At 28.8% G+C, this 5,863-nt stretch carries 5 protein-coding genes and 1 tRNA gene; 2 read left to right on the forward strand and 4 right to left on the reverse strand.

Features of this window, described 5'->3' with window-relative positions; translation table 11 throughout:
• The first annotated feature begins 215 nt into the window (after positions 1-215).
• Positions 216-731, forward strand: coding sequence for a tryptophan transporter (locus VK998_RS06495; RefSeq protein WP_325226723.1), 516 nt, complete (start codon positions 216-218; stop codon positions 729-731).
• Positions 732-781: 50 nt separating this feature from the next.
• On the opposite strand, the gene VK998_RS06500 is transcribed toward VK998_RS06495, so the two are convergent.
• On the reverse strand, positions 782-1,282 hold the full coding sequence (locus tag VK998_RS06500) for a hypothetical protein (protein WP_325226724.1): 501 nt from the start codon (positions 1,280-1,282) through the stop codon (positions 782-784).
• Between the two features lie 131 nt (positions 1,283-1,413).
• Between VK998_RS06500 and VK998_RS06505 the strand changes: the two genes are divergently transcribed.
• Positions 1,414-1,488, forward strand: a tRNA-Ala gene (locus VK998_RS06505).
• A 44-nt stretch (positions 1,489-1,532) separates the two neighbouring features.
• On the opposite strand, the gene VK998_RS06510 is transcribed toward VK998_RS06505, so the two are convergent.
• The 3 genes from VK998_RS06510 to VK998_RS06520 all read right to left on the reverse strand — a co-directional run.
• Positions 1,533-3,278 carry a hypothetical protein gene (locus tag VK998_RS06510; RefSeq protein ID WP_325226726.1) on the reverse strand — a complete coding sequence of 582 codons (1,746 nt, stop codon included), beginning with the start codon at positions 3,276-3,278 and terminating at the stop codon, positions 1,533-1,535.
• A gap of 15 nt (positions 3,279-3,293) precedes the next feature.
• Positions 3,294-5,363 carry an efflux RND transporter permease subunit gene (locus VK998_RS06515; RefSeq protein WP_325226728.1) on the reverse strand — a complete coding sequence of 690 codons (2,070 nt, stop codon included), beginning with the start codon at positions 5,361-5,363 and terminating at the stop codon, positions 3,294-3,296.
• A 92-nt stretch (positions 5,364-5,455) separates the two neighbouring features.
• A partial coding sequence (locus VK998_RS06520) for a hypothetical protein (RefSeq protein WP_325226730.1) occupies positions 5,456-5,863 on the reverse strand: 408 nt, incomplete at its 5' end.

Below are 5,863 nucleotides of genomic sequence, written 5' to 3' on the forward strand. Positions count from 1 at the left end.
TGGATGGTTCGCCGAATCACATAAGAAAGTTAGAAGTTGCATTTTCTCGAGTCTAATTAAGGTGGTACCGCGAGAGCAGTCTTTCGTCCTTGTATAGGATGGAGGGCTTTTTTTATTAATTAAAAAGGTGGTGAAGTAGAATGTTGTGAACAGAACAAGATGATTGGAATGACTGGAAAAACAGAACAAGAAAATTAAAAAAGGAGATGCTTATAATGAAATTGAAAAACAATATTTTTACAACATTGCTATTAGCCATTGGATTTATTTTACACCAAATTACACCAGGCATATTAGGTGGTATGAAATTTGATTTTCTGCTATCTTTTATGTTTGTGTCCCTTTTGCTGAATTCAAAACTTGAAAATGCTGTATTGGCTGGATTGTTAGCAGGATTGTTATCTGCTATGACTACCACATTTCCAGGAGGTCAAATACCTAATATAATTGATAAAGTAGCTACATGTTTAATTTTATATTTTGTTATTAAATATATTAGCAAATTCAAAATTAACCCTGTTATTATTGGTTTAATTGGAGCATTAGGAACTTTTATAAGTGGAACGATTTTTTTAGGAACTGCTGCTCTTATTATAGGATTACCCGTTTCTATGAAAATGTTAATAATAACTGTAGTAATTCCAACTACAATAATAAATGGAATAGGTACAGTATTTGTATATGGAGTAACTAAAAAGGCTATAAAGTTATCTGGGATTGCAATGCATTAGTATAGACCTTAATATAGTGACGAGATTGACTCGTCACTATATTAAAAATTCTAGCCTTCAAAATCAACTTTTATCAGCTTACCTTTTTCATCTAAGGTAATTTGGGTGATTTTAACTAATTTAGGCATATCATCAATTTTAGCACATTCGAGAACTTGATATACTTTAGAATTGTCTTTGTTTTCTTTAAATACCTGTCTTAAAAGCTTGAAGATTGAATAAGGATGTTCTGGATCTTTTATACTAATGAAAGCTGAATTAGGTGTAGCCATAGCTTGGGCTATTAATTTTTCAAAATCAATATCATTTATTCCAGGGATTAAGAAATATTCAGCTTCTTCATTTTTTAAATCATCAAAGCCTTTAACTTGGATTGCTTTAGAATTCATTTTGGCTACGGCCATTAAAGTAGCCATCAAAGGACGAATTCCCCAGCCTTTATGACCGGAAACTATAATAGTTTCTTTTCTACCAATAGCTTTTTCTAAATACTCAACTTGAGATTCAGTTAAGAAATTTTGCTCTACTAATTTTTTTAACATTGGATTCATTTAACATCACTCCTTTTGCAATATATATCTTACTATAATATAATACCCTTTTTTGATAGAAATAGTAGATTAATTATAAATATAAAATTTACTTGACCAAAACAGGGAAAAGTAGTATTATTTTAAGGAATGGGGATATAGTTCAGTGGGAGAATGCTTGACTGGCAGTCAAGAGGTCAGGGGTTCGAATCCCCTTATCTCCACCAATAAGTAAAAGGTCTTCTTAGTAAGTTAAGAAGACCTTTTAAAATTATTTTCTAAACAAATCCAAAAATCTTTCGAGAAAGTTTTTCTTTTCTTCAACTTTTATTTCAACTTCATTTTTTTCAGGTTCTAATTTAATAGTTGGAGTTTGCATTATAAATTGGAGTGTAGTGTTATTCTCATTTTTATCATGAACAAAGGAAGTATATTTATCCTTCGAGTTGGGTTCATCTAATATAGAAAATCCATCTATAGAATCCTTGACCTTTACAAGTCCTTCATCATTAAGAGCGGCGATACCTTTGGTTATGTTTTTTTGACCATTAGTTATTTTATCTACTTCACTGGGTAAAGATTTGGTTTTATTACTTAGTTCTTTTAATCCTTCCTCCATAGGATTAATTTGGGTAAAGATAAAATTGATTCCTTCTGTTAATTGGCTATGTCCATTATACATATTTTCTAATTCTTCAGGTAAGGGTTTTAATTCTTGGTTTAATTCATTTAATCCACCTGTAATAGTACTGATACCTGTACTATATTTTTGAAATCCTAAATCCAATTTATTGGCATTTTCTTCAAGGGCACTCATACCTTTAGAAGATACATTTGCACCTTGACTCAAAGCTTCTATAGCCATTCCTTCTTGTATTACTCCTTTTGCTAAAGCCCTAACTTTAGGGTCACTATTTTTCGATAAGTTTTCTGCTAATGTTACTAATTCATTATGATTGTAATCAAGTTCATCAAGGGCATTACTTAATTCTTCTAAACCTTTACTTAACTCTTTAGCTCCATTGTTTAAAGATGAAATTCCTCCCTTAATATTTTGAGTCTCAGTATTTAATTCATTTAGTCCATTATCTAAATTATTGACTCCATCCTGTAAATTTAGCATATTGTCAGTTAAAAGTTTAAACCCATTATTAAAATCCAATAGACCTTTAGACAGCATTTTGCTATTGCTACCAATCTCTTTAAAACCTGAGTAGAATTTAGCTATTGCTTCACTTAATGACTTAAGACCTTCTTTTAGACTGATAGTACCCTTTGTTAGCTTTGAAGAACCTTTTTCTAATTCTTTTGTAGCTATTGACATTTCATTTATGCCTTTAGAGAAGTTATTTATATTTTCTCCTAAGTCTTTAGGTAATGAAATATTAGAAAAAGTAGAAGATATTAGAATTGGATCTAGTTCAATTTCTTTACCTTTAGCTTCAATACTAAATTCTTGGTCATCAATAGGAAGATGGGTAAATACTACAGTCATAGTCTTACCAACTACAGAGCTGACTCCATTTTTTATTTTTATATCAGAAAATATATCTAGATTTAACGGTATTTGGAATTGGGTAGTTAAGTCAGTATTGTTTTTAACAGATATTTTTATTTTAAAGTTTCCAGATTTTTTAGCTAGTTCTTCTCCTTTAATTCTTTTGCCATCTAAAAAGTAATCTATATTTATATTCATAGGTAATTTTTTTGTTATAGTACCTTCATAGTAAATATCTTCATTGTTTAAGAAGTTTGTAGGCCATTTGATTATATCGTCTTCGATTATTGGTTCAACGCCATCTACCAAAACCTCTAGATTTTCATATTTACCATAATCCATATAGTATTTTTCGTTAGAGTTTCCTGAAATATGGTTTACTACTTTTATATTTTTGGTGGTACCATCATGATTTAGATTTACATAGATGGTTTCATTTCTATCAATTTCAGCTAAACTTAAAGCTGGAAACGAGAATAGAATAATAAATAAAATTAAAAAGCTTAAAAATCTTTTCATCATTTTTCCCTCCACTTATTTATTTAACACTTTTGGCCAATCAATTGTGGTTTTACCAATTATATTATTAAAAATTATCAGCAAGGAAGGAAGAGCTACTAAGACTAATGCTAAACTAATAATAGCACCCCTACCTATAAGAAGCGTTAGCTCTGCAGTATTTCTCATACTAGTAATTAGATAAACACTTAATGTGCCAGTAAAAAGAATTAAAGCAGAGGTAAGGATAGAACGACCTGTATCTTCTATAGTTTTAATAGCTACCTCTTTTTTATTAGGTAGTTTTTCTAGATTTTCTTTAAATCTGAAGGTATATAAAATGGCGTAATCTACTGTAGCGCCTAATTGTATTGCACCAATTATTATGAAGGCTATAAAATTTAATGGTTGCCCTTGAAAATATGGTATAGCTAGATTTATCCATATGCCTAGTTGAATGACGAATACTAATATTATAGGTATGGATAAGGATTTAGAAGCTATTAGAATAATCCCAGTTATTATAATTATGGATATGATAGTTACATTATTAAAGTCCTTTGAAGTAACTTGCTCTAAATCTGAATATATAGCTGCTTCTCCTGTTAAATACCATTCATCGTATAAATTAGAGGTTGTTTTATCTATAGAGTTTAAAGCTTTATCTGTAATTTCTCCTTCCATAGGTAAATTTAAGTTTATATTTATTAAAGAATATTTTTCTGATTGAAAATTGTTTATAATATCTTCTGGAATTAAATTTTCTGGTATGGCAATATCGACTAAAGAGTAAAGCCCTTTTACATTTTCAACCCCTTCAATATTTCCCAATCGTTCTATAAGGTTGGATTCCTTTAATTTGTCCTCTTTAGAAACGATGAGAGCTAATTGATTTTTATTTGAGAACAATTTATCTATTTTTCTATTAGCTGTATTAGAATCTGTAGATTCAGGTATAGTTTTTTCATTAGCATAATAGTACTCTACATTAGATTGGGCTAAAAATGAGGGTATTGTAATTAGAAAAACAATAATTAGGAATAAATATCTATATTTAATTATAAATCTAGATGCTTTTTTAAAATTAGGTAGGAATATTCTATGGCGATATTTTTCTATTTTTTTATCAAATATTAAAATTAGAATTGGTAAAAGTGTAATTACGGATATTAGACTGAATAAGACTCCTTTAGCAAGGACTAATCCTATATCTTTTCCAATACCATACTTCATGGAAACTAGCGCTAAAAATCCGCCTATGGTAGTTAAAGATGATGAAACTACAGAGTTGAAAGTTTTTCCAATAGCTTTGATCATTGCTTCGTCTTTATTTGCATATTTTTTCTTTTCTTCAATATATCTATGGAGTAAAAATATTGAATAATCCATAGAAACTGCTAATTGGATTATACTTGCTACAGAGCTGGTGGTAAATGAAACATTGTCAAATATTATGTTGGTTCCTTTATTTAGCATTATAGCCACACCTATAGCAGCGAAAAAAAGAATTGGTTCTATAAAAGATTCCATAGATATGAACAATATAATGGATATTATTATAAAAGCTATAATAGAATAATAGATAACTTCTTTTGCAGTAATGGATTGTATATCAGCTGAAGTAGCAGCAGGCCCTCCTACATATCCTGTTGTACCTAGGATATCTTTTATTCTTCCTATTGCTTCTACGGTTTCTAATGAATCATTAGAGTTTATAAATCTAATTTGGATTAAATTTGAATTGTCAGATAGGAATTCTTTTTTTATATTTTCATCCATAAAACTTTCAGGTTTCAATATATCCTCGGTAGTACCCAACCAAATTGCATTTTTTACACCATCCAAAGACTTTATCTTTTGGACTGTTTTTTCCACTTCTTTAAAGTTTTTATTATCTACTATTACATAGGCAGTACCATTGATACCAAATTCTTTTTCCAATATATCCTTACCTTTTATGGAACTAATATCTGGTGGTAAATAGGAACTAAGATCATAATTGGTTTTTACATAGCTATTTCCAACAAAGGCTAGAGCAACTAAAATAGCGTATATAATAAGGATAAATTTTTTATGTTTTACTACAAAACTTGCTAAAATATCCACATAAAACCCCCCATTAAAAAAATGTATTTAAACACATGATTCAAACAAGTGTTTAAATACATATTAATACTAATGAAAGGAAAAATCAATCTCTATTTTAATATTGTATTAATTAAATTTTTTATGTATTTCAACCTTTCTTCTTCTATACTAAAATCTATGAAGACTTTTTTTGAATCAGAGGTATCAGGCATAGATTGAAATAAAATTGGTCCTAAGATTCCAGAGAAAAGTTGAATATATTTATAGTTTAAAATTTCCAAATCATCTATATAAGTAATAGATGATATTATTTTTTCTATTTTTTCTTTGAATTCTATATTATTAAAAAATCTTTTGAATATTTCAGGGTTATAGTTTTCGTCTTGAAGTACTAAATTTGTAACTAATGGAATTAACGCTGGGTATTGAAACATAAACTTCATTAAATTGTTTGCCCAAATAGTTAATTTATCTTTAGGACTTGTAGATGGATTGTTGATAATTTCATTTTGCATTTT

Source organism: Schnuerera sp. (genome assembly GCF_035459645.1).
Classification (GTDB): Bacteria; Bacillota; Clostridia; order Tissierellales; family Tepidimicrobiaceae; genus Schnuerera.